The following is a 21,826-nucleotide window of genomic DNA, read 5'->3' on the forward strand; positions in this document are numbered from 1 at the left end:
GTCGTCGTCCCTGCGATGGCCGGGCTTCGCCCGGCCACGCACGTCCTTCATCGACGCATTGATGTGCCATCAGACAGTTTCGCCCAGCAGAACGTCCCTGACCTCGTCGGAGAACAGTTTTCTGCGGCCGGCCAGCAGCACCCATTCCGGATCGTCGCGATCCGGAACGGCGCGCGGCATGCCGTGATCAAGCAGGGCCTGCGCGCAGCCGGCCCAATCACCGCCACTGACCGGCTCATTGCAGGACGCCCAGGACAACGAGCCGGACGCGTCGTCGCCGAAGCCGTGCTGCTCGGTCCACTCTGCGCCGTGCTCGAGCAGGAAGCGTGTCAGCCCGGCATTGCCGCAGAACACCGCATGATTGAGCGCCGACGCATCCCAATCGCCGCCACGCACCGTGATGGGCCAACCGAGCCTGACCATCAGCCGCACCGCATCGTCGCCGCCTGCAGCGGCGAGCTCAGGAAGCAGCCGCAACTGCTGTGGTGAAAGCGAGCCCGGAAGATCGGGGCGGCCGGCCTGGATCCGCCGCGCCTCGCGCTCGTTGCCGCTGCTGCACGCCGCGACGAACCGCTCGTCATCGGCCAGCGTCTCGTCGCCGGTGCGCTGCCGCAGCAGCTCGGCGACCTCGGCCAGTCCAAACTGCAAAGCGTAGCGGTAGGCGCTGAGACCGTCCGGTGTCGTGATGCGTGGATCTGCGCCGGCGTCGAGCAGGGTCGCGATGCATTTCCGCGATCGCCGCCGCCGGATCGCCCACATCAGCGGCGAGCCGCAATCCGTCAACGGCGCGTTGCGGGCCGGCTCGTTCGGGTCGCCGCCGTGCCGCAGCAGCAATGCGAGCGCCGTCACGTTCTCGTCGTCGAGCACCTTATACATCGCGTTGGTGCCCGCGATCCGCGCGCTGTGCTCGAGCAGCAGGCCCCTCGTCACAGAGCCTTCGAGCGAGTGATACAGCGATTCATTGTCGTTCGGATTGGCGCCGGCCTCGAGCAACAGTTTCGTTAGCGCGAGATCGTGATTGCGCCCGGCGGCACCATACAGTGCCGACAGCGGATTGCTGTCATCGGGCGCGTCGAGCGATCCGGGCGGCCAACGGCTGCTGATGTGCTGGTCGGGATCGGCGCCGGCCTCGAGCAGCAGGCGCGCGCAGCGATGCAGCCGCGCCTGAAATTCCGGAATCTGCAGCAGGCTGGAATGCGTCACCGCAACCAGCGGCGGCAGCTTCAACGGACCGCCGGGACGGTTGACCCATGTGGGATCACTCGCTGTGGTGCGCCGTATCGTCGCTTCGTCGCCGACGGCGCAGGCGAGATAGGGATCATCGGCCACAAGATCGGGATCTTCGGTGAGCATTCGCACCGCGACGCGCGGATGAGCGCGATCGGATGTGCCGTCGACATCAGCGGCATAGACCAGCTGCAGCCATCGCCGCACGCGATCGTCCCGGCTCTTGCCTGGCGGCAATTGGGCTTCGACATAGCGCCGCAGGTCCGGCCAAGAGGCAAAGCCGAGATCGCGTGCCACGCAGGACTGCGCGTCGTGGAGCCGCAGATCGAGTGCGGCGATCTCAGCGTCACTGCGCCCGGCCGCAGCCGGAAGCGCCTGCCGGAAACGCGTGTAAGCCTCCGGGGCCTGTCGCCGGTAAAGGCGAATGAGCTCCTTGGCCTGCTTCTTCAGATGTTCGAGATTCAATCGCGCGGGCGATCGGTCCATGGAAACCTCCGTGCATCATCGCCGATGGTCCACAAAACCGGCTGCACAAAGGCTTGGTTGGCCGCATATCAGGTGCAAGTGGGTTCAACCCTTCCCGTGGACCCGGGCGCGGCTTGCACCGCAGATGCAAGGATATGAGCGAGGCTTGTATCGGTCAACCCGCCGGTGCGTGATGTCATCTGTGACAATTGGACGTGGCCGCGCGGCTGGCCTATAGGTCGGCGCATGCGATTGAAAACCAGCATATGGGTCGCGGCGTATCTGCGCCGCTGCCAGACCGAGGGCGTGTTCGGCGCGATCCGCAAGAAGGGCGCCGAGGAAGCCGGCGCCGTGTTCGTCAAGGTGGCGCTGATGGACGGCAACGCGATGCTGTATGCGCCGGCTCCGCAGACGGTCTATGACGACAGCCGTCCGGCCGAGCGGCTGTTCGTGCCGACCGCACAGCAGCCGGTGTCCGAGCCTTCGGTCGAGGAGCGATTGACCAAGGAGCTCCGCTTCGATCCCGATGCCTGGATCGTCGAGACCGAAGATCGCGCCGGGCGGCACTTTCTCGATCTGGCGAAGGCCTAACTTCCGGACTTCTGGTTGCGAATGCCGGGCGCGCTGCCGGGCTGCACGACGGGTCGTGTCTGCGCCGATGCTGCGCGGACCCGATGGCGCTCGTCGTCATAGAGCGACGAGCGATACTTGGCGCGCGCCACCGCCATGGTCGAGCCACGCCACGCCGCCAGCATCACCAGCGCCGAGCGCTCGCTGAGGTGATCGTAAAGCCGTGACAGCCGATAGACGTAGTTGACCGACGAGCCGGCTTCCGGATTGAGAAACATCAGGATCCGCTGGAACGCGGCGCTCGAGACGTCGAGCGCCCGCATCGCGCAGGCGAGCGGCTCGCCGCCGGGATCGTTGACGACGTCGGCGGCGATCCGCGACGGCAGGATCAGCGCCTCGCCGAGCTCGAGCGTGAAGTTATCGAGGTCCTCGGCAAACGCCGCCATCTCCAGGATATGGATCGCGCGCGCGGCGCGGGCAGCCGGAATCCGCGCCGCGGCCTTCAGCGGCGTCTCCTGCAGATTGTGCAGGATCTGCGCGCGCTCCTTTGCGCTGGCGGCAAAGAACATGTCGGAGATTTCGGCGGCATCGTTTGGCCGCATCGCAAGGCTCGCGGCCATTCGCAGCTCGGCTTCGGTCGGGACCTTGGCGGGCAGCGCGGACGGTGCAGGCGAGGGAAGCGGCGCTGCCGCCGGCACCGGCTGCTCCGGACCGGCGCGGCGCAGCCCGAGCTTGTCGATGATCCTGGCCGGCGTTGCCGGATAGATCGCAAGCCGCGCGCGGACGGCGGCGCGGGTCGCGTCGTCGACCTCGTCGATCAGGCGCGACGTTAGCTCGACGAACTGGCGCTCTTCGTCGGCGGAGTGTGCGCTCGCCTGCACATACAGGTCGGTCAGGACGCGCAGCAAAGTGGGGCGGATGTCGACTCCCTCGCGGCGGGAGAGCGTCATCAGCCCATCGAAACCAGGAAATAGCGGAGCTGCGCTCATCTCGGGCGTACGCGACTTGCCAATAAGACTCGGTTTGAAAACCTTGTGGCAGCGAGCCTACGCAGGCTGTTTTAAGACGCAGTTAAGGAAAACAAGCCGTGAAGGCGAACGCTCGAATTTGCGCGTGTCCATTAAGGCACAGCGCCACATCCGTAACCGTCCGTATCGGCAGTTTAAGATGTCGTTAACCATACGCGTTCTTAACTCGGCGTGCGCGGGGCAAATCATGTCCGTGCGGGGCCAGAGAGAACGGAACATGGGCACCATCGTTGAGTTTCCGGCGGATGCGGCTGCACGGCGGCCGAGCGCTGTCGGTGCTGCCGGTGAAGGCATGGGGACCGTGCTGATCCTTCCCGTCGTGCGGATCGAGCGAACGACGGAGGAGACCGGCGGTGGGCGCGGGCCGGAGCAGGGCACTGCGCAGGGCCGTCGTCGCCGACGCCGCTCCTGATCCAATGCCGGAATTTGCGCAGCGGACCGCCGCTCGGCGGTCATTCCCGGTGCTGATCCTGCTGCTTGCGGGCTCGGCGCTTGCGGGCTGTAGCGGCGGCGACTTCGGCCGCACCCGCGCCGACTTCCGCAACGACGATATGCATCGCTGGATGGGTGCCGAAGCGACCGCCAGCGTCGGCAAGAGCGCCTCGCAATTCCAGCTCACCGAACACGAACGTCAGCTGCGCGATCTCGCCTATCAGTTCATCGAGCCGCCGCTGTCGCGACCGGCGTGGAAGAGCGTGTTCGGCGATTACCAGCCGTTGCCTTCGCCGTGGCGGCAGAAGGTCGTGTTCGATCGCACGGCGTATGGCCGCAATCTGATCGACGAGCCGCATCGCTCGTTCGCCTCGCGCTATTCGCTGCTGATCGACCAGGTCCGCGACGACATCACGCGCTTCGAGCCGTTCTTCGCCACCGCGATCCAGGTGATCGAGCTGGATCGCAAGCGCAGTGCCAGCCTGAAGATGATCGCCGACGTTTCGCCGCGCGAGAAGGCCGACGCGGTGGCGCGGATGGAAGAGAACACGCTGATCGTGCAATGGGTCCAGCAGAGCCTGGAGCGGCGGATCTCGTCCTATCGCTGGGCGCTGGAGCGGCTGGTGATCCAGGCGCCTGACGGCATGGCCGCCGACGCCGAACGCCAGATCAACGAGCTCGCCCGGCTCACCGCCAATGCGCCGCTCGTCTCAGGTCCGGTCACGGGCCAGGCCGTCGTGACGAAGGGCTAGGTCCGCTTCGCTTTCCGCGCTGGTTTGACCCCGCGGCTGCTCGCCTGCCGCGGCAGGCGAGCAATGAACTCCTTCAGCGCGTCGGAAGGCGGGTGGGCCGCGGGATAGGCGAGGCCGATCTGGCGCGTGACGTCGATCTCGATCGCACGCACCGCCACATCCGGATTGCCGCGCGCCACGCCTTCGGGGACGATCGCAACACCGACTCCGGCCGCGACCAGCGCCATCGCCCACTCCTCCGATTCCGCGATCGCCACCGGCCTGCGTGGCGGCGCGGTGCGCTTGAAGAACTCCTGCTGCTCGCAATGGCAGCGATCGATCATCGCAACGCCTGCGAAGTCGGCGGTCCGGAGCGTCTCTTTGAGGGTCAGTGGATGCGACGGCGGCAATGCCGCGACGTAGCGTTCGCTCCAGAGCGGGATGAAGTGCTCGCCGGCGTTGATCATGGTCTTGGCGATGATCCGCGCGTCGGCCTTCTCATTGGCGCCGACCAGCCGAAGCGCGAGATCGGCATTGGCCGTCAGCGGCTTCAGCAGCGCGATCGTCCGCGCCTGATCGAGCGTGCGCAACAGGCCGAGCGTCAGCGGCTGCCTTGTCGCAGGTTTGCGAAACAGGTTTCGCGCCGCATCTGCCTCGTCGATGATCCTGCGGGCGATGCCGTGAAACTGCGCTGCGGACTCCGTCGGCGCCATGCCCTTCTTGTGCCGGATGAACAGCGTGGTGCCGAGCTCGGCCTCGAGATGGGGTGATCGCCGCCGAGATCGACGGCTGAGAGATGAAGCAGCGCTTCGCCGCAGCGGTCAGGTTGCGCTCGCGGTAGACCGCGGCGAAATAGCGGAGTTCGCGGATATCCATAGGTCCATCCTATCGTATAGATAGATAGACAATATTTTACCTATGGAAAGGCGGGTGGCAAGCCTGTGCTGAATTCAGCGGAGGAAGGGTCATGCGCATCCACCATCTCAACACCGGCACCATGTGTCCGATCGGCAAGCGGCTCGTGAACGGCAGCGGCAGCATCTTCCAGCGGGCACGGATGGTATGTCACTGCCTGCTCGTCGAAAGCAACGACGGCCTCGTGCTGGTCGATACCGGCATCGGGCTCGACGACATCGGCGACCCGCCGCGGCTCGGCCGCAAATGGGTGCGCCAGACGACGCCGCGGCTCGATCCGGCCGAGACGGCGGTGCGGCAGGTCAAGGCGCTCGGCTTCTCGCCCGACGATGTGCGGCATCTGTTGCTGACGCATCTCGATCGCGACCACGCCGGCGGCGTGCCGGACTTTGCGAAGGCCAAGGTGCACGTTCATCGCAAGGAGTACGATATGGCGGTGACGCATCAGGTCGCGCCGCCGGAAGGCCGCTACATCACGGCGCAGTGGAAGCACGGGCCGGATTGGGCGTTCTACGGCGCCGATGGCGAGGACTGGTTCGGCTTCAAGGGTGTGCGGGCGCTCGGCGATCGCGAGCCGGATATTCTGATGATCCCGCTGCCGGGCCACACGCTCGGCCATTGTGGGATCGCGGTGCGCGACACGGACAAATGGCTGCTGCACGCCGGCGATGCCTATTTCCATCACGAGCAGCTCGATGCCCGGCCGCGGATCCCACTAGTGCTCGGCATGTTCCAGCGCCGCGCCGACATGGATCGCGCGACGCGCATCCAGAACCAGGAACGGCTGCGCCAGTTGAAGGCGGTGCATGGCTCTGATGTCACGATCGTCAACAGCCACGATCCCGTCGACTACGAGAGCTGCCGTTGCGGCCGGCACGCGCTGGCTGCGCGCTAGCGCTTGTTGCGCGCCGCAGGTGGCGGAGCCGGAGCGGGCAGCGGCGGCGGTGCTTCCTGCTTCGTCGCGACGGGCTCGGCCTGCAGCTTGCAGGAGGAGGCCGCAAGCGAGGCCTGCGCCTGCGGCATCAGGCCGGGTTCCGGCGCCAGCGCTTTCAGCAGGATCAGGCCGGTCGAGGTCGGCGAGTCGATGATCAGCCGGTCGGCCGCCGTGACTTCCTCATCCTCCGGCAGCTCGTTGTGCTGCGCTTCCGTCATCAGGTCGAGCTCGATCACCTTCTTGCCGGCGGAGCGGTCGTTGATCGCGTAATAGGCGACTTCGTTGCGGGTGTAGAACGACACCGACGTATAGGCCTGGCTGACCGGCACGGTGAGCTTGAGCGGCCCGGTGGACAGATCGTAGCGGCAGATCGCCACCGCGAAGGCCGGATCCATCAGCGGCATCGGCGAGTTGCTCGGGTCGGCCAGCGGCAGCTGCGTCACCTCGTTGAGCTTGGTCATCGGCGTCAGCCGCGAATAGGCGTCCTGCGAAGCGATCCGCGGCAGTGCCAGCACGCTGACGAGATGCACCACGCCGCCGAGCAGCACGCCTGCGAGGATCGTGAACAGCACGCGGATCATGGGCAGCCCGTCGTTGCGATCGAGGGCATCGGCGCGTCGCGCTGGGTGCGGGTCGCGACCCCGACCGGCGTGTCGTAAAGGCGCAGCATCAGCGCGTAACGCTCGATGCCGCCGGTCGGCAGCCAGTTGCCGGCGCGCGAGCGCGAGGCGATGTGGATCTCGAACGTGCCGTCGGAGGCGCGCATGATCTCCTGGCTGGTGAAGCCGTAGCGCTGCAGCGAATTGGCGACGAGGTGGCCCTTGCGGTCGAACAGCGTCAGCGTCCAGAACCGCGCCGCCGGCGTCACGCCGCTGACCACGATATCGCAGCGGCCGTCGAGCGGCTTGTTCTTGTCGTCCGTAGTGGCCGAGAACGCGATGCCGTCGCCGGTGCCGATCGGCAGCTCGCCGCTGCGCGCGATGGTGGCGCGCGAATAGGGGTCGACGTCGGACGTGCCGCTCTTCGGCCGCGCGGTCCAGGCGCCGATCTTCAGCGTGCCGAGATCGGTGCCGCGCGTCGCCGTCGCGTAGGTCAGGCCGAGGCCGACGGCCGTGGCGATGACGAGCGCCAGCAAGGTGGTGAGGAGGAGCCGCACGTCAGTTCTTGCGTGGCGCAGGAGTCGTTGTCGCGCCGTCCGGTCCGGCCGCGGCAATGTAATTTTCCGGGAACGCCAGCGCGCTCGAGGATTCCGGCTTGCCGGCCTTCGAGGGCTCGTTCAGCGTGGTCTTGTTGGCCGTCTTGGCGGCGTCGTCGAGCAGCTTCTCGACCCGCACCAGGATATCCGCGCCACGCTTGGTCAGAACCGGCGGCGGACCCGGCTTGGCCTCCAGCACGCGCGGCGCCGCGTTGGCCTGGGCATTGGCCTGCGCCGGCTGCGGCGGCAGTTTCTGGCCCATGCCGACGCCGACGAGTTCTTTGACTTCCACGCCCTGATGCGCGGTCACCATGATGTCGTGCCAGGTCTGCGCCGGCAGCGAGCCGCCGGTCATGCGGTTGGTCGGCGAATAGTCGTCATTGCCGTACCAGACCGCGCAGGTGAAGTTGCCGGTGTAGCCGACGAACCAGGCGTCGCGATAGGCATTGGTGGTGCCGGTCTTGCCCGCGGTCGGGATGCCGTCGAGCGCGGCGCGGCGCGCGGTGCCTTCGCTGACCACGTGGCTCATCATGCCGGCCATGTCGGCGGCGATGTTCTGCGGAATGGCTTGCCGCGGCTTCGGACCGTCGCGGTCCCAGCGCCACACCAGATCGCCGGCGCCGGTGCGCACTTCGAGCACGGAATGCGGCGTCACCGCCTTGCCGCGGTTCGGGAAGGTCGCATACGCCACCGCGTGTTCGATCACCGTGACCTCGTCGGAGCCGATCGGCAGCGACGGCGTGTCGGGCAGCGGCGCCTTGAGGCCGAAGCGGCGTGCGACCTCGACGATCTTGGCGCGGCCGGCCTTCGGGCCTTCCTTGCCGCCGAGCATGATCGAGAGCTTGACCGGCACCACGTTGATCGAGCGGGTGATTGCCTGGGTCAGCGTGACCTGACCCGAATAGGAATGGCCATAGTTCTGCGGGCACCAATTGCCGATGCAGACCGGGCCGTCGACCACCTTCGAGTTCGGCGTGAAGCCGTTCAGCAGCGCCGTGGTGTAGACGTAGGGCTTGAACGACGAGCCCGGCTGGCGATAGGCGTCGACGGCGCGGTTGAACTGGCTCGCGCCGTAGTCGCGGCCGCCGACCATGGCGCGGATGCCGCCGTCGAGATCGGACACCACGGTCGCGGCCTGCGTCGCGTGATAATCGCGCCCGAACTGGCGGAGCTGGTTCTCGATCGCTTCCTCGGCCGCCTTCTGCACGTTCATGTCGATCGCGGTGCGGACCACGAAGACGCGCTCGGTGTAGGATTTCGGGAACGTGTCGACCAGCTTGCGCATCTCGTCGAAGGCGTAGTCGAGATAGTAGTTCGGCGAATTCTCGTCGCGCCGGTCGACCGCGACCGCCGGATTGCGGCGGGCGCCGAACACCTGGCCCTCGGTCATGAAGCCGGCATCCACCAGATTGTCGAGCACGACGTTGGCGCGGGCGCGGGCCGCGGGCAGGTTGATGTGCGGGGCGTATTTGGTCGGCGCCTTGAACAGGCCTGCGAGCATCGCGGCTTCCGCCAGGTTCACGTCGCGCACCGACTTGTTGAAATAGAAGTGCGCCGCGCCGTCGACGCCGAAGGTGCCGCCGCCCATATAGGCGCGGTCGAGATAGAGCTTCAGGATCTCGTTCTTGGTGAGCCGCGTTTCCAGCCAGATCGCAAGGAAGGCTTCCTTCACCTTGCGCTCGATGGTGCGCTCGTTGTTCAGGAACAGGTTCTTGGCGAGCTGCTGGGTGATCGACGAACCGCCCTGGCGGACGCCGCCGGCTTGCGCGTTGGTGACGAGCGCGCGGGCGAGGCCCGGAACGTCGATGCCGAAATGATCGTAGAAGCGGCGGTCTTCGGTCGCGAGCGTCGCCTTGATCAGGTTGTCCGGAAAGTCTTCCAGCGGGATCGAGTCATTATGCTTGATGCCGCGGCTGCCGATCGGGTTGCCGTAGCGGTCGAGGAAGGTCACCGCGAGGTCGGACTTCTTCAGCCAGTCCTCGTCGGCGGTCTCGCGGAAGGCGGGGATCGCCAGCGTCAGCATCAGGATCATGCCGCCGAGTCCAAGCGTCGCGGCCTCCGACAGCGGCTCGATGAACACCCAGCGCTTCCAGCGGCCGACATAGAAGCGGTCCATGAAGGTGGAATAGCGCTCGTAGAGTTCGCGCAGGCCCTTGCCCGACGAGAACAGCGTCGAGTCGATACGCGCATCGAGGTCCAGGAAGAAATTCCGGACCTTCTGTTTCCAATGCGACGGCATGATCTGAAGGACCGGACCCTTGATCAGTTCGACAGCGCTGCGGGCGCCCGAAATGGGCACAGGCCAGCGTCTTGCTTCGATGTTGCGGCAATCCCAAGGCGCTTTTGCGTCGTTGGGGACTCGTTCGTTGTTCTATCCGAGCGGCTGCCATAAACCAATGGCGCGGCTTGTGAATTTAATGAAAGCCCTAACGCTGCCCACCGGCTTTTTCGACCCCGCAATATCACCCCCCTTGCGGAGGGAGCGCCGGCGTCCCAAGAAGGGCTTTACCGCCATGTCAGGGATATCATGACCGCACCGCCCAAGCGCCCGTCGGGCCAGGAGGGATTCTTCTGGAAAACCAAGACGTTGGAAGAGATGTCCAACGCCGAATGGGAAAGCCTGTGTGACGGCTGCGCACGTTGCTGCCTGGAGAAGCTCGAGGACGAGGACACCGGCAAGATCTATTTCACCCATATCTCCTGCAAGCTGCTCGATTCCGGCCTGTGCACCTGCAAGGACTATCCGAACCGCTCCGACCAGGTTCCGGATTGCGTCCGCCTGACACCCGAGAACGTCCGAACCCTGAACTGGCTGCCGCCGAGCTGCGGCTACCGGCTCGTGGCCGAGGGGCGGGACCTTTACTGGTGGCATCCCCTGATCTCCGGCGATCCCAACACCGTGCATGAAGCCGGGGTCTCGGTGCGCGGGCGGGTGGAGGGCACCGAGCTCGACGTCAACGACGCCGATCTCGAGGATCACATCGTGCGCTGGCCGGCCCTGCTGCCGAAACGAGCACAATTGAAGAAGCGGCCCAAGGCCTCCAAGTAAACTTTCACGACAGAACGACGCCGCCGCGAGAGCTGGCGCTGGTGTTGTCGCGATCACGTCACCGCGAGAACAGTGCGGTGGGATGCACCCATGCGCTGAGGTGCCTGCCTCAGCAGCGAATTGCTGCATAAATTGCGGATCAGAGAATGATTCCATCGCGGCCCGCGCCCGCGCAGCAGCATTACGCCCCAAATGAACAAGTATGAACGGCAGAGCCGTTTTCCTGCCGACCAAGAAACATTGCCTGACGACATTGCCGCAGAGCTGTCTCACCTCCCGACCGAGGTGATCGAACTCAGCGACGCGCCGCCGCTGGCGCCGCCGGCGCCGCTCAATCCGGACGAAGTCCGCACCATCGTGATCAGCCTGATGCTGACGATGTTCCTGGCCGCGCTCGACCAGACCATCGTCGCGACCGCGCTGCCGACGATCGGGCGCCAGTTTCACGACGTCACCAACCTGTCCTGGGTGATCACGGCCTATCTGCTCGCCTCCACTGCGGTGGCGCCGGTGTTCGGCACGCTGAGCGACATCTACGGCCGCCGCGTTATGATCATCACCTCGCTCAGCCTGTTTGTGGTCGGCTCGGTGCTGTGCGCGATCGCGCCCAGCATGACCATGCTGATCATTGCCCGCGGCCTGCAGGGCCTCGGCGGCGGCGGCATCATGCCCGTGGTGCAGACCGTGATCTCCGACGTGGTGACCCCGCGCGAGCGTGGCCGCTACCAGGCCTATTTCTCCAGCGTCTGGATGGCCGGCGGCATTCTCGGCCCGGTGGTCGGCGGCGTGTTCGCCGAGCATCTGCACTGGTCGATGATCTTCTGGATCAACCTGCCGCTCGCGGCGGCGGCGCTGGCGCTGCTGTTGCCGAAGATGAGCAAGATCCCGGTGTTCCACCGCAAGCGCAAGGTCGACTGGCTCGGCGGCGTGCTGCTGATGGCCTCGGCCGTCGTGTTGATGCTGGTGCTGACCTGGGGCGGCACGCGTCTGTCCTGGCTGTCGCCGACCATTACCGCGATGGTCGGCGCCTCGATCGCGCTCGCCGGCGCCTTCGTCTGGCACGCGCGCCGCGCCGACGAGCCGTTCCTGCCGCTGTCGCTGCTCGGCGGCTCGGTGGTGCCGTTCGCGATGGGCGCGGGCGGCTGCGCGCTCGGCGCGATGGTCGGGCTCACCGTGCACCTGCCGCTCTATTACGAGGTGGTCTATCACCTCACCGCCAGCGAGGCCGGCCTTGCGCTGATCCCGCTCGCGGCGATCTCGACCTTCGGTGCGGCGATCGCCGGCCGGACCATGGCGAAGGCCAAGCACTACAAGCGTGTCGCGATCGTCGGCACCTCGGTGGCTGCGATCTGCGCCGTCGGCATGGCCGTGACGACGCTGCCGCTGTGGGGATTGCTGCTGTTGATGAGCGTGTTCGCGCTCGGGCTCGGCACCACATTCCCGATCAGCGTGGTGTCGCTGCAGAACGCGGTGGCGCGTCCGCAGGTCGGCACCGTGACCGGTGCGATGAACTTCTTCCGCGCCATGATGGCATCCTTCACGGTTGCTGCCTTCACCACCATCCTGCTGATGACGCTCGGGACCGACATCTCGCTCGCCGGCGAGCATCATGCCGCGTCCGCCGGCAGCGTCGGTGCGATCCCGATGGCCGACATGATCACCGCATTCCGCTATGTGTTCGGCGCCGCCGCCGTGCTGCTGACCACCGCGTCCATCTGCATGATCACGATGGAAGAGCGCCCGCTCGCCGGTCCCGCCGCGCAGCCGGTCGAGATCGCGGAGTAGGGCGGGTTCACCCTTGCTGTCGTCCTGGCGAAAGCCCGGACCCATAACCACCGTGTTTGAAGATGGATGGGATCGCGGCCCCAGCATCGCGCAACAATTCTCATTTGGGGTAATGGGTCCTGGCTTTCGCCAGGACGCCGCCGAATGTGTTCGACCAATTGGCTTACCGACGGGGCTTGCGCCGTCGGGCAGATCAGCGGCAGCGGGCGCTCCTATCTCCTCGTCATTCCGGGGCGGCCCGCAGGGCCGAGCCCGGAATCCATTGAGCCGCAAAACAAGTGGTGGAATGGATTCCGGGCTCTCGCTTCGCTCGACCCGGAATGACGAATTGAGAGACCGGCACCCCGCGCTCTTATTCCCGCGCTGCCTCATATTTATTCAGCCGCAAAGCGCCCACCCACTACTTTAGTTGTCGTCGACGCATGGCGATCTGCGCGCAGTTTCACTTGCTGCGCATTTTGTCGCAGCTATAGTCCGGCCCCAAGAGCTCGAAGCAGCCGAACAAAAGAGGAGAGAAACAGGGTGAAAAAGACTTCGCGACTGCCATTTCATGCGATGCAGCAATTCGCCGGAGCAGCCGCTTTGGGCCTTGTGGCGCTCGCGCCCGGCGGCGCGCAGGCCGCCGACACCCTCAAGATCGGCGTGATCGCCGAAGCGCAGGCGATCGCCGGGGCGTCGATCCCGCAGGCGGCGCAACTCGCCGCCGACGAGATCAACGCCAAGGGCGGCATCGACGGCCGCAAGATCGAGATCGTCTCCTACGACAATCACTCGTCCTCGGCGGACTCGGTGCGGGCATTCCAGCGCGCGGTCAACGAAGACAAGGTCAACGTCGTCATCTCGAGCTATATCAGCGAAGTGGTGCTGGCGCTCGAGCCTTGGGCGTCGCGCCTGAAGACCCCGTTCGTCACGCCCGGCGCGGCCTCCAACGAGATCAGCAAGAGCGTCCACGCCGACTACGAGAAGAACAAGTACACCTTCCACGGCTACCTGACCTCGGCGGCGCTCGCGCTGTCGGTCTGCGATGCCGCCAAGGAGCTCTTGGTCGATCAGAAGCACATGAAGACTGCGGTCATCATGAGCGAGGACGCGGCGTGGACCAAGCCGCTCGACGTCGGCTACGAGGAGTGCCTGCCCAAGATCGGGCTCAAGGTGGTCGACCATATCCGCTTCTCGCCGGATACCACCGACTTCACGCCGATCTTCAACAAGGTCGAAGCCGCCAAGCCCGACGTCATCATCACCGGCATCTCGCATGTCGGTGTGCAGCCGACGGTGCAGTGGAAGAACCAGCAGGTGCCGATCCCGATGTTCGGCATCTCCTCGCAGGCGACCAACGAGACCTTCGGCAAGGACACCAACGACGCGGCCGAAGGCGTGCTGTATCAGGGCGTGTCGGGCCCGAACGTCGCGGTGACGCCGAAGTCGGTGCCGTTCGCGGAGGATTTCAAGAAGCGCTTCGGCAACTATCCGTCCTATGCGGGCTACACCGCCTATGACGAGGTCTATTACATCGCGGATGCGGTGAAGCGTGCCGGCTCGGTCGAGGCCGACAAGATGGTCGATGCGCTGGAGAAGACCGATTGGGAAGGCACCATCGGACGCGTCCAGTTCTACGGCAAGGACGATCCGTTCACCCATTCGATCAAGTACGGCAAAGGCCTGATCACCGGACTGATGCTGCAGTGGCAGGGCGGCAAGCAGGTCGCGGTGTGGCCGAAGGAGGTCGCCAAGAGCGATCTCAAGTTCCCGAGCTTCATCAAGCTCACCACCAACTGACCGATGACAATGCTCCCGGGCCGGTCCCGGGAGCATCCGTATTCAGTTCCGCGTCCTCCACAACAGGCAGCTTTGCTGCCGCGGCCGATTTGAGATGCTTGCCTTACAAATCCTGATCGATGGCTTCGCCATCAGTGCGCTCTATGCGCTCGGCGCCACCGGCTTCACCCTGATCTTCGGTGTCTCCGGCGTTCTCAACCTCTCCCACGGCGCCATCATGGTGGCCGCAGCGGTCGCGGCCTGGGCCGCGGCCAGCGTGCTGCACCTCGACATCTACTCCGGCGCGCTGTTCGGTGTCGGCGTGGCGCTGATCATGGCGTTCGCGACCTATTTTGCGGTCGTGAAGCCGATCCAGAACTCCAGGCGGATCCCCAATGAGGAGAAGGAAATCTTCGTCCTCACCGGCACCCTGCTGTGGGGCATCATGATCCAGGAGCTGATCGCCTATTTCTTCACCAACAACGCCAAGACGGTGCTGCCGATCGTCGAGGGCGTCGTCGATATCTTCGGCAACCGCACGCCGCGCAACAACATCTTCACCGCGCTGGTGTGCTGCCTCGTGATCGGCCTGCTGTGGCTGCTGGTGAACCGCACCAGGACCGGCAAGGCCGTGCTGGCGGCCTCGATGAACCCGCGCGGCGTCACCTTGCTCGGGCTCGAGCTCACCCAGATCTACATCGTGGTGTGGGGCATCTACGGCATTCTCGCCGGTATCGCCGGCGTGCTGCTCGGCATGTTCCTCGGCGTCAGCTCCTACAGCGTCGGGCCGCTGACCGCGAGCGCATTCTCGATCGTGGTGCTCGGCGGCCTCGGCAGCGTCTCCGGTTCGCTGATCGCGGCCTTCGTGGTCGGCTATCTCGAAACCATCACGGCCTACATGATCTCGCCGGCCTACCGCACCATTCCGGCGCTGCTGCTTTTGGTGTTCGTGATGTATATCCGGCCTCAAGGCCTCTTGGGGAGGCGCTGAGATGGCCAACTTCTTCACCTCGCGCCTGTTCTTCATCTCGCTGGTCTGCGTGGTGGTTGCCGCGACGCTGCCGCTCTATGTCTCCGGCTACATCCTCGGCCTGCTCACCGTCGCGTTCTATTTCGGCGTATTCGCGATGGCCTGGGACCTCTTGTTCGGCTTCGCCGGCGAGGTCAATTTCGGGCCGACCTTCCTGATCGGCACCGGCGCCTACACCGCGGGCATCCTCAACAACCAGTTCGGCTGGTCGGTCTATGTCTGCATCCTGCTCGGCGCGCTGGCCTCGGTGGTCGCAGGCTTCGTGCTGGCGCTGCCGGCGCTGCGAGTGAGAGGACCGTATTTCGGCCTCACCACCCTGGTCGCGGTGCTGATGCTGCAGAATTTCATTGTGGTGTTCGCCGATCTCACCGGCGGCGAGATCGGGCTCACCATCCCTGATGTCATCACGATCAATGCCGGGGCGAACTACTGGATCGCGCTCGGCTTCATGACCATCAGCGCGGCCATTCTGTATGGCCTGTCGCAATCGCCCGTCGGCCTCGTCCTGCAGGCGAGTGGGCAGGACCCGGTGCAGGCCGGCGCGCTCGGCTTCAACATCGTCAAGCACAAGCTCGCGGCGTTCATCGTCAGCGCCTTCTTCTCGGGACTGTCGGGGGCGCTGCTGGTGTTCTACTTCGGCACCGCCTCGGTCGGCACCGTGGTCGATGTTGCGGTCGGTGTGAACGTGATCGTCTCAGCCGTGCTCGGCGGCCGGCGCACCGTGCTGGGCGCGGCGTTAGGCGCGATCTTCCTGATCGTGGCCGGCGAATTCCTGCGTCCGACCGGCGAGCTAGCGACCTTCATCGTCTCGGCGGTGGCTCTGCTCGTCGTGCTGTTCTTCCCCGGCGGTTTCCTCGGCGCGGCCCTGTCACGCGAGGCGCGCTCCTAAATGGATCAGACTGTGACCACTATTCCGACACTCGCAGTTCGCGGCCTGACCAAGCGGTTCGGCGGCCTGACCGCGGTGAAGAATCTGAGCTTCGAGCTGCGCCCCGGCGAGATCCTCGGCCTGATCGGGCCGAACGGCTCGGGCAAGTCGACCGCGATGAAGAGCGTGATGGGCATCGAGCGCCCGACCGCGGGCGAGGTGCTGTTCGACGGCGAAAACGTAGCCGGGCTGCCTGCGCACAAGATCGCGCGCAAGGGCTTTGGCATGGTGTTCCAGCACTCGCGGCCGCTCAACCGGCAGACCGTGCTGGAGAACATCATGGTCGCGCTGCTGCCCGACAGCCTGTTCATGCTGTTTCCCGACAAGGCGCTGACCGAGCGCGCCAAGTGGATCGCGGATCGCGTTGGCCTCGGGGCGGTGATGGACCGCCGTCCGCCGACATTGCCGTTCGCCGATCTACGCCGGCTCGAGCTGGCCAAGGCGATCGCGCGCGACCCGAAGGTGGTGCTGGTCGATGAGCCCTTTGCCGGGCTGACCAGCACCGAGGTCGGCGTGTTCTCGCAATTGATCCGCAGCTTCCGCGACGAGGGCCGCGCGGTGATGCTGGTCGACCACAACGTCAAGAGCGTCGCCGCGCTGGTCGACCGCGTGCTTGCGATGTATCTCGGCGAGGAGATCACGACCGGCCGCGCCGAGGACGTGATGAAGAACGAGACCGTGCGGCGGGTCTATCTCGGCGGCGCGATCGAGACCCATGCGCGGCCCGAGACCTCGTTCAAGGACAAGGTGCCACTGCTGCAGGTCGAGAATGTCAGCGTGCATTACGGCAAGGCACAGGCGCTGGAGAATGTCTCGATCCACGTCCATGAGGGCGAGTTCGTCTCGATCGTCGGCCTCAACGGTGCCGGCAAGACCACGTTGTTCAACACCATCTCGGGCTTCCTGCCCTATGCCGGGGAGATCCTGCGCGGCGGCGAGAAGTTGCGCGGAACGGGACCTGCCAAGATCGCCCGCTCGGGCCTCGTGCAATGCCCGGAATCGCGCGAATTGTTCGGCGAGATGACGGTGCGGGAAAACCTCGATCTCGGCGGCCAGCATCTCGACGACGCGGCGCGGGCCAAGCAACTCGCCTGGCTGTTCGAGTTGTTCCCGATCCTGAAGGAGCGCCAGGGACAGATGGCGCAGACTCTGTCCGGCGGCGAGCAGCAGATGCTGGCGATCGGCCGCGCGCTGATGATGCAGCCGCAGATCCTGATCCTCGACGAGCCGACGCTGGGCCTTGCGCCCGTCATCCTCGAACTGTTGTCGAAGGCGCTGGAGAAGCTGCGCCAGACCACCAAGATCACGGTGCTGCTCGGCGAGCAGAACGTGACCTTCGCGCTTCCGCATGCCGACCGCGTCTATGTGCTCGAGCACGCGCGGATCGTCTGGGAGGGCGATCCGGGCCGGTTCGCCGCGGAGGCCGGCAAGGACTTTCTCTGACGTTCGAAGTTTGAAGAATAACAAAACAAAGCAAGGGAGATCACGATGTCAGCATATTCAACCGCCACCCGCGTCAGCCTGTTGGCCTCGGCGCTCGCGCTGTGCCTTGCGGCGCCGGCCTATGCGCAGTCCAACGACCCGATCAAGATCGGCGTCATCGCCGAGGTGCAGTCGATCGCGGGTGCGGCAACCCCGGGCGGCGCGCAGATCGCCGCCGACGAGATCAACGCCAAGGGCGGCGTGATGGGCCGCAAGATCGAGATCGTCACCTACGACAACAAGAGCTCGTCGGCGGATTCGGTGCGCGCGTTTCAGCGCGCGGTGAGCGAGGACAAGGTTTCGGCCGTGATCGCGAGCTACATCAGCGAGGTCGTGCTGGCACTGGAGCCGTGGGCTTCGCGGCTGAAGATGCCGCTGATCACGCCCGGCGCTGCCTCGAACGAGATCACCAAGGCGGTGCACAACGATTATGAGAAGAACAAGTACACCTTCCACGGCTACCTGACCTCGGCAGCGCAGGCGCAGCTGGTCTGCGACGCAGCCAAGGAACTGCTGGTCGACCAGCTCAAGTTCAAGTCGGTGGCGATCATGAGCGAGGATGCGGCGTGGACCAAGCCGCTCGACATCGGCTACGAGGCCTGTCTGCCCAAGGCCGGGTTGAAGGTCGTCGAGCACATCCGCTTCTCGCCCGACACCACCGACTTCACGCCGATCTTCAACAAGATGGAAGCGGCCAAGCCCGACGTGATCGTCACCGGCATCTCCCATGTCGGCGTGCAGCCCACGGTGCAGTGGAAGAACCAGCAGGTGCCGATCCCGATGTTCGGCATCAGCGCGCAGGCGCTGAGCCCGACGTTCTGGGGCGACACCAACGGCGCCGCCGAAGGCGTGCCCTCGCTCGCGGTGGCGACGCCCGACGTCGCTGTCACCCCGAAGACCAAGCCGTTCGCCGCGGCGTTCAAGGCCAAGTTCGGCACGCCGCCGGCCTATACCGGCTACACCGCCTATGACGAGGTCTACATCATTGCGGAGGCGATCCAGCGCGCCGGCTCGACCGATCCGGACAAGATGGTCACCGAGCTCGAGAAGACGGATTTCGAGGGCACGATCGGCAAGATCCAGTTCTACGGCAAGAGCGACGAGTTCACCCACGGCATCAAGGCCGGCCCGGGCGCCGTCACCGGCCTCGTGTTCCAGTGGCAGGGCGGCAAGCAGATCACGGTGTGGCCGAAGGCGATCGCGGAAGGGAAGCTGAAGTTCCCGGATTTCGTGAAGCTGTCGCAGTAACAGACTACTCGCCGTCATTGCGAGGAGCAAAGCGACGAAGCAATCCATCTATCCCGGCGTGGAGGGGTGGATTGCTTCGCTTCGCTCGCAATGACGATCGGTGAATGTGAGCCCCTAACTACTTCCGCGTCGGCGGTGCCGTCTGGATCGTCGGCGCGGCGGACGCAAACAGTGCGGCGCGATCGCCGTTGCGCGGCGGATAGATGCGTTGCTGGTTGATGGTCTGCTTGGTGAGCTTGGCGGCAGCGCCCGTGGTGTGCACCTCGCGGTCCCAGCCGGTGGTGTAGAGCGCGCCCCAGGCGCCGAGATCGAGCACTGTCACATACCAATCGATATTGAGCGGCAGCAGCTTTTCGCCGAACAGATCCGCGACCACATTGTGGCCGGCAAAGCGGCCCATCGGCCGCGCGAACTGGCACGACATCACGGTCGGATGCTCGCCATCGATCAGGCAGGCGGCAACGTCGCCCGCGGCGAACACGCCGTTGAGGCCCTCGGCGCGCATGTAATGATCCACGGCGATGCGGCCGAGCGCATCGCGCGTCGCCGGCAGCAGAGCGGCGAGAGGGCTCGCGTGCATGCCGCCGCACCACACCACGGTTGCGGCCGGAATGATCTCGCCGCTATCCAGCGTGATGCTTTCGGCGCCGACGGCGCTGACCCTGACGTTCAGCCGCGTCTCGACGCCGAGCGCGGCCAGCGCCTCGTTGATGACGGGACGGCCATGCGCGCCGAACGTCGCACCGACCACCGGATTGGGATCGATCAGGACGATGCGGTGATCGCCGGCGATGCCCGCTTGCGCGAGCTTGGCCGGCATCTCGGCCGCAACCTCGATCCCGGTGAACCCTGCGCCGACCACCGCCACCGTCGCGCGAGCCGGCAAGGGCGGCTGCCTGCCGAGCGCGGCAAGATGCGTGTTGAGGCGCGTGGCTGCTTCGAAGGTGTCGACATCGAAGCCGTGTGCGGCAAGGCCTGATATCGCGGGGCGCACCAGCTCGCTGCCGGTCGTCAGCACCAGCCGATCATAGCTCAGCGTCTCCGCGCTGGAGCCAGTCTTGACGACGACCTCGCGCTTCGCCGGATCGATCGCCGTGACGTCAGCCACCCTATGCCCGACGCCGACCGGATCGAGCAGGTCCTTGAGCGGCAGTGCGACATCGCCGAGGTCGACCTCGTAATTGCGCACCCGGATGTTGTGATAGGGGTTGCGATCGACGACGAGAATCTCGGTGTCCTCGGCCCGCGCGCCGATCTCGTCGCGCTTGCGGGCCGCACCAAGCGCCGCCCACAGACCGGCAAAGCCGGCACCCAGCACCAGAACACGCGCCATCTCTCCCTCCGGTCTTCTCGTGGAGGGAGCTTGCCTGCGCAGGCGAGGTCAAATCAAGTGGGCGAGGGCGTGTGAGGTGCCTCACGTCCCCGGCCGCGATACCTCGGTCTCCTTGCTGGTGATGAATTCCAGCAGCACCGGCACGCCTTCCCTGGTCTTCTGGATGCCGCGCTTGATCGCGGGGATGATGTCTTCGGGCTTGGTCACCCGCTCGCCATAGCCGCCGAAGGCCCGCGCCATCGCGGCGTAGTCGCCGGAGATATCGGTCGAACGGTATTTCTCGGTCGAGATCGGCATTACCTTCAATTCGATCGCCATCGAGAAATTGTTGAGCAGGATCGACATGATCGGAATCCGCTCGCGCACCGCGGTCTCGAAATCCATCCCCGTGAAGCCGATCGCGGCGTCGCCCCAGACATTGATGCAGAGCTTGTCCGGCTTTGCCAGCTTGGCGCCCATCGCGAGGCCGAGACCATAGCCGAGCTGCGTGGTCTTCCCCCAGCCGATATAGGATAGCGGCTCGACCGATTTCCAGAACGGCGAGAGCTGATCGCGCGGGCTGCCGGCGTCGTGGGTGATGATGGTGTTATGGATGTCGACGGTGTGCTGCAGGTCCCACAGCACCCGGTAGGGATTGAGCGGCGCATCGTTATGCGTCAGCTTCGGCATCCACTTGGCGAGCCATTCCTTGTGGGAGGCGGCGATCTCTTCCGCGACCGCGCTCGCGTTGCGGTCCGCGGTCACGGTCTTGCCGATCTCCTCCAGCAGCGCGTCGAGCACCAGGCCGGCGTCGCCGACCAAACCGATCCTGGCCTCGACATCCTTGTTGATGTGGTTCGGATCGAGCGTCGAATGGATGATGGTCTTGCCCTTCGGCATCGCGATGCCGAACGACGTCTCGGTGAAGGAGCAGCCGATGCCGAAGATCACATCGGCCTCAGTGAGGAATTTCGGCACCGCGCGCGGCACGGCAAGGCCGCCGGAACCGAGCGACAGCGGATGGGTCTCCGGGAATGACGACTTGCCGCCGAGGCTCGTGGTGACGGGGATCGCGAGCCGCTCGGCGAGTCGCTTCAGCTGCGGCCACGCCTTTGCGTAATGCACGCCCTGGCCGGCATAGATCACCGGACGCTTGGCGCTGACGAGGAGGGCTGCGGCTTCCTTCACATGCACGGGATCGGCGCCGTACCGGGTGCGCAGCACCGGCGTGTAGTTCAGCGGCTCCGGCACCTCCTCGTTCCACATGTCGGCGGGGATCTCGACGATCACAGGGCCGCCGCGGCCGTTCTTCAGCTTGGTGAAGGCGCGACGGAAGATGTTGCAGACTTCCGCGGCGATGTTGATCGGCTCCGAGGATTTCGAGAACGCCTTCATCGTCTGGCTGGAATTGAAGTTCGGATCGATGTTGGCGAGCCGGCGCGCATAACCCATCGGCAGCACGAGCACCGGTACGGATTCGCCGTAGCATTGCGCGACGCCGCCCATCGCGTTCTCGGCCCCCGGTCCGTGCTGCATGCAGAACGCGCCGATCTTTTCGCCCGAGGTGACGCGGGAGATCGCGTCCGCCATGTGCACGCCGATGCGCTCCTGGCGCACCATCACGGGGCGGATGTCGGCGGCGGCAGCGTATTCGATCAGGTGGTTGACCGGGTAGCCCGTGAGGATCTCGATCCCCTCGCGCTTCATGATTTCCGCGATCGCGGTGCCGAGCTTCAT

Annotated in this window: 18 protein-coding genes and 1 pseudogene; 11 read left to right on the forward strand and 8 right to left on the reverse strand. The window is 65.6% G+C overall.

Features of this window, described 5'->3' with window-relative positions; all coding sequences use genetic code 11:
- Positions 1-69: 69 nt before the first annotated feature.
- Positions 70-1,713 carry a hypothetical protein gene (locus ACVIGA_RS35105; RefSeq protein ID WP_456669610.1) on the reverse strand — a complete coding sequence of 548 codons (1,644 nt, stop codon included), beginning with the start codon at positions 1,711-1,713 and terminating at the stop codon, positions 70-72.
- Positions 1,714-1,938: 225 nt separating this feature from the next.
- Between ACVIGA_RS35105 and ACVIGA_RS35110 the strand changes: the two genes are divergently transcribed.
- Positions 1,939-2,283, forward strand: coding sequence for a DUF1491 family protein (locus ACVIGA_RS35110; protein WP_176532524.1), 345 nt, complete (start codon positions 1,939-1,941; stop codon positions 2,281-2,283).
- On the opposite strand, the gene ACVIGA_RS35115 is transcribed toward ACVIGA_RS35110, so the two are convergent.
- Entirely contained in the window at positions 2,280-3,212 is a 933-nt protein-coding gene (locus tag ACVIGA_RS35115) for a DUF2336 domain-containing protein (protein WP_223968289.1), read from the reverse strand. The genes ACVIGA_RS35110 and ACVIGA_RS35115 overlap by 4 nt on opposite strands.
- Before the next feature lie 295 nt (positions 3,213-3,507).
- Here ACVIGA_RS35115 and ACVIGA_RS35120 point away from each other — a divergent pair, with 295 nt between their 5' ends.
- Positions 3,508-3,702, forward strand: coding sequence for a hypothetical protein (locus ACVIGA_RS35120; protein WP_097670912.1), 195 nt, complete (start codon positions 3,508-3,510; stop codon positions 3,700-3,702).
- Between the two features lie 4 nt (positions 3,703-3,706).
- Complete coding sequence (locus ACVIGA_RS35125) at positions 3,707-4,474, forward strand: hypothetical protein (protein ID WP_456669611.1); 768 nt, start codon at positions 3,707-3,709, stop codon at positions 4,472-4,474.
- Here the strand turns inward: ACVIGA_RS35125 and ACVIGA_RS35130 are convergent.
- Positions 4,471-5,329 (reverse strand): annotated as a pseudogene (locus ACVIGA_RS35130) (LysR family transcriptional regulator). The gene ACVIGA_RS35125 and the pseudogene ACVIGA_RS35130 overlap by 4 nt on opposite strands.
- A gap of 91 nt (positions 5,330-5,420) precedes the next feature.
- On the opposite strand from ACVIGA_RS35130, the gene ACVIGA_RS35135 reads away from it, so the two are divergent.
- Positions 5,421-6,263, forward strand: coding sequence for an MBL fold metallo-hydrolase (locus tag ACVIGA_RS35135; protein ID WP_456669612.1), 843 nt, complete (start codon positions 5,421-5,423; stop codon positions 6,261-6,263).
- Here the strand turns inward: ACVIGA_RS35135 and ACVIGA_RS35140 are convergent.
- The 3 genes from ACVIGA_RS35140 to ACVIGA_RS35150 are packed head-to-tail and all read right to left on the reverse strand — an operon-like array spanning position 6,260 to position 9,736.
- The gene (locus ACVIGA_RS35140; protein WP_456669613.1) at positions 6,260-6,883 is read right to left on the reverse strand and encodes a DUF1254 domain-containing protein; all 624 of its coding nucleotides are present in this window, start codon (positions 6,881-6,883) and stop codon (positions 6,260-6,262) included. The genes ACVIGA_RS35135 and ACVIGA_RS35140 overlap by 4 nt on opposite strands.
- Positions 6,880-7,458 (reverse strand): DUF1214 domain-containing protein, encoded by a 579-nt coding sequence (locus ACVIGA_RS35145; RefSeq protein ID WP_456669614.1) that lies wholly within the window; start codon positions 7,456-7,458, stop codon positions 6,880-6,882. Before ACVIGA_RS35145 ends, ACVIGA_RS35140 begins: the two co-directional genes overlap by 4 nt.
- A gap of 1 nt (position 7,459) precedes the next feature.
- Positions 7,460-9,736 carry a transglycosylase domain-containing protein gene (locus tag ACVIGA_RS35150; protein ID WP_456670956.1) on the reverse strand — a complete coding sequence of 759 codons (2,277 nt, stop codon included), beginning with the start codon at positions 9,734-9,736 and terminating at the stop codon, positions 7,460-7,462.
- 288 nt (positions 9,737-10,024) lie between these two features.
- Between ACVIGA_RS35150 and ACVIGA_RS35155 the strand changes: the two genes are divergently transcribed.
- The 7 genes from ACVIGA_RS35155 to ACVIGA_RS35185 all read left to right on the forward strand — a co-directional run bounded on the left by ACVIGA_RS35155 (position 10,025) and on the right by ACVIGA_RS35185 (position 18,777).
- On the forward strand, positions 10,025-10,546 hold the full coding sequence (locus ACVIGA_RS35155; protein ID WP_456669615.1) for a YcgN family cysteine cluster protein: 522 nt from the start codon (positions 10,025-10,027) through the stop codon (positions 10,544-10,546).
- A 192-nt stretch (positions 10,547-10,738) separates the two neighbouring features.
- The gene (locus tag ACVIGA_RS35160; protein WP_456669616.1) at positions 10,739-12,331 is read left to right on the forward strand and encodes an MDR family MFS transporter; all 1,593 of its coding nucleotides are present in this window, start codon (positions 10,739-10,741) and stop codon (positions 12,329-12,331) included.
- Between the two features lie 555 nt (positions 12,332-12,886).
- The gene (locus tag ACVIGA_RS35165) at positions 12,887-14,110 is read left to right on the forward strand and encodes an ABC transporter substrate-binding protein (protein WP_456670957.1); all 1,224 of its coding nucleotides are present in this window, start codon (positions 12,887-12,889) and stop codon (positions 14,108-14,110) included.
- Positions 14,111-14,204: 94 nt separating this feature from the next.
- Entirely contained in the window at positions 14,205-15,080 is an 876-nt protein-coding gene (locus ACVIGA_RS35170) for a branched-chain amino acid ABC transporter permease (RefSeq protein ID WP_092125194.1), read from the forward strand.
- 1 nt (position 15,081) lies between these two features.
- Positions 15,082-16,008, forward strand: a complete 927-nt coding sequence (locus ACVIGA_RS35175; RefSeq protein WP_375779956.1) for a branched-chain amino acid ABC transporter permease — start codon at positions 15,082-15,084, stop codon at positions 16,006-16,008.
- A complete protein-coding gene (locus ACVIGA_RS35180; RefSeq protein ID WP_456669617.1) occupies positions 16,009-17,490 on the forward strand; it encodes an ATP-binding cassette domain-containing protein in 1,482 nt (493 codons plus the stop codon).
- A gap of 45 nt (positions 17,491-17,535) precedes the next feature.
- The gene (locus ACVIGA_RS35185) at positions 17,536-18,777 is read left to right on the forward strand and encodes an ABC transporter substrate-binding protein (protein WP_223968299.1); all 1,242 of its coding nucleotides are present in this window, start codon (positions 17,536-17,538) and stop codon (positions 18,775-18,777) included.
- Positions 18,778-18,895: 118 nt separating this feature from the next.
- On the opposite strand, the gene ACVIGA_RS35190 is transcribed toward ACVIGA_RS35185, so the two are convergent.
- Together ACVIGA_RS35190 and ACVIGA_RS35195 are read right to left on the reverse strand one after the other, a co-directional pair.
- Positions 18,896-20,110 carry an NAD(P)/FAD-dependent oxidoreductase gene (locus ACVIGA_RS35190; protein WP_456669618.1) on the reverse strand — a complete coding sequence of 405 codons (1,215 nt, stop codon included), beginning with the start codon at positions 20,108-20,110 and terminating at the stop codon, positions 18,896-18,898.
- Positions 20,111-20,191: 81 nt separating this feature from the next.
- Positions 20,192-21,826 (reverse strand): thiamine pyrophosphate-requiring protein, encoded by a 1,635-nt coding sequence (locus tag ACVIGA_RS35195; protein ID WP_456669619.1) that lies wholly within the window; start codon positions 21,824-21,826, stop codon positions 20,192-20,194.

The sequence above is a fragment of the Bradyrhizobium sp. USDA 3240 genome, assembly GCF_054063295.1.